Raw genomic sequence first — 2,443 nt, forward strand, 5'->3', positions numbered from 1 at the left:
TGAAAATCAGACTTATTAGCGACCATTAATCAACGCCCAAGTCAGTCTGACCATCAGCTTCTGGAAACTCACCATCGGTATCTAGCTCAGTTTGATTGGGAGTGAAGGTAATAATTGAGTGACCTTCTAACACGCTAGCAAACGCGTCACGCTTACCATCAAATTGTTCCGCAGGGATTCGCACCTTCAATTCGATAACTTGTCCCTTGTTGACGGTCTTTTCAGTTGAGTTCAAAACGCTACCCTTAACGGTGATACTATTGTCCTTGATTTCTGCCATAATTAATCTTCTCCTTTTGATAGTCCTAGTTGGATAATTTCCAACAATACTTCATTGCGTTCTTTCGTCGTCAGATGATTCATGGCGACGCGTTCTGGTTCCGACAATTTTTGATAGTGGCGTTCACACCAAGTAAGTGTCCGTCCCAGATCATAATGGTGGTCCTCGAAATTCCGAAGAACGAACCGTCGATAAACCCTTTGTCCAAGTGTCAATTGTGACTACCTCCCATTAGATATTAGTCGCTTCAATCCAGTTGTATCGCATATTGGTACATACAAGTGGATTTGTAAACTTACGCTGTTTCGTAATGCCCTGGGCAATTACTTTAAAATCATGCTTTCTAATAACAACTGCTTCAACTGGTATTCCGTATTTCAGCAGGAACAGCTTGAATCGTAACTTCACGCTGCTATCAATCCCATAGACGCCGAAGCTGTTCTTCACATCGTAGACGTGAGCAATCTCGCCATCCTTGTATATAACAAAATCAGGCTTGTATGATATTTGTGACGCCTTCACCTGACCTAATTCAGTCAACGGTGTCAGTACATACTTGGGGTGAATTGCATATTGCAATCCGCTTGGCTTCACGAATCGCGTATAGAAATCAGCTTCCTTTTGGCTGTCGAAAGTGTAGCCATCTAGCTTTACCCGATTCCCACGTTTATTTAGCGCTGTAGGGGCTGTCATCTCTGTACACCTTCTCCATACCAGGTATCTTTTGGAACAACAAAGAACTTTTCTAAACACTCTTTTTTTCGAGCAGGACTTAAATTCAGGTAGTAGAGAACTATCATTCGTATAAGACGATTTTTCTTATATCGACGACCATTTGTACGAAGGCACCATATCCAGTTTGCAGAAATGGGTGTCTTCATCATGATAGTAACCAACGCAATCACACCCTCATCACTTTTCTCAGCTCGTCGAATATAATGAAACCATTGTTCATCAGTAACAATTGAAGGTATTTTCATTTTCATCACTCCTTAAAAGACTGTGCCAAGCAAATGATGATCGTTGCCGACAATGCAATTACAATTATTCGAAACGGCCATGACACTACATGTTCATTAACCATAATCGTGCAATTAGGAACTGAGAAAGCAATCAACACAATCAGAAAGATGCCCATCTCAATACCTTCAAGCATCAAAAACCATTTCACTCGACCGCCTCCAATAACTTTTTAACCCTTCGCCAACGTGGCTTACTATGATTAATTGGCTTACCAAACAGCGGTTGAATAAACTGGGCACCATCTAATGCTAGCCAACACTCAAACTCGAATTTACTCATTCGACCACCCCAAACAACTTCTCAATCCAACTCTCTTCGCTCTTGAGCTCTGCCAAATAACCTTGAACCGTCGTTTCACTAACACGATCCATTACGTCTAATTTCGAGTAAGCTCGTAATGCCCATTTAACACTTGGATAATAGCCCATCACCTTCCAGACAGGTAAGTTATCCTTATCCAACTTAAACTCCCCAGATTTATCTCTAAGACGCTTTTCTAGCACGTTATTGCTATAGGACTCAACTCGAATGCGATAGGAATCATCGATTTTAATAATCATTCCTTAACCTCTCGTTTTCCCAACTCAGCAATCTTGGCATATACATCACCATTGTCTAATGACTTTAGATGTGTAATCAGATAATCAAATTCAGAATTAGTGAAAATATAATATTCATTTTTTAGATTTTCTGGGGTAGTATCATCGTCAATATAGCTTCCCTCAGCGTAATCATTATATTTTTTACACCAAGCACTTATGAGCCCCGCATTGTTAATGTCTTGCCCAACAATAACATTCCATCGCTTCTCATCCTTGCGTTCCACAAGCGGCGTCGCAGCATATTCGGCAATAACTTTAGCGACTGGCACACCAAAATTACTAACATAATATGCATCTTGTAAATCCAACGCTATACTTCCACGTTCATCACCAAATGGGCCAAATACTTCAACCCTATCTGCTCTCGTTTTTACTGTGCAGCCGAACGATTTCATAAGATCATTAAATTCTTTGGTTTTCATTGTTTACCTCCTATATAATCTCGTTTAATGGGAAACTGACCTTCTCAGTTAACGGGTTAGCCTCCCAAATCTCATTGTTCTTTTCCAGCAGCCAGTGATCCAATTCTTCACGGCTG

5 protein-coding genes are annotated in these 2,443 nt (G+C 40.7%); all 5 read right to left on the reverse strand.

Annotated elements, in window-relative coordinates; all coding sequences use genetic code 11:
* Positions 1 to 25: 25 nt before the first annotated feature.
* On the reverse strand, positions 26 to 280 hold the full coding sequence (locus FAY32_RS14255) for a hypothetical protein (protein ID WP_143464122.1): 255 nt from the start codon (positions 278 to 280) through the stop codon (positions 26 to 28).
* A 231-nt stretch (positions 281 to 511) separates the two neighbouring features.
* Complete coding sequence (locus FAY32_RS14260; RefSeq protein ID WP_143464123.1) at positions 512 to 973, reverse strand: DUF1064 domain-containing protein; 462 nt, start codon at positions 971 to 973, stop codon at positions 512 to 514.
* Positions 970 to 1,260 carry a hypothetical protein gene (locus FAY32_RS14265; RefSeq protein ID WP_143464124.1) on the reverse strand — a complete coding sequence of 97 codons (291 nt, stop codon included), beginning with the start codon at positions 1,258 to 1,260 and terminating at the stop codon, positions 970 to 972. The genes FAY32_RS14260 and FAY32_RS14265 overlap by 4 nt, the downstream gene beginning before the upstream one ends.
* 318 nt (positions 1,261 to 1,578) lie before the next feature.
* Positions 1,579 to 1,863 carry a hypothetical protein gene (locus FAY32_RS14270; RefSeq protein WP_143464125.1) on the reverse strand — a complete coding sequence of 95 codons (285 nt, stop codon included), beginning with the start codon at positions 1,861 to 1,863 and terminating at the stop codon, positions 1,579 to 1,581.
* Positions 1,860 to 2,327, reverse strand: coding sequence for a hypothetical protein (locus FAY32_RS14275; RefSeq protein ID WP_143464126.1), 468 nt, complete (start codon positions 2,325 to 2,327; stop codon positions 1,860 to 1,862). The genes FAY32_RS14270 and FAY32_RS14275 overlap by 4 nt, the downstream gene beginning before the upstream one ends.
* Positions 2,328 to 2,443: the final 116 nt, after the last annotated feature.

The sequence above is a fragment of the Levilactobacillus enshiensis genome (assembly GCF_007115095.1).
Taxonomy (GTDB): Bacteria; Bacillota; Bacilli; order Lactobacillales; family Lactobacillaceae; genus Levilactobacillus; species Levilactobacillus enshiensis.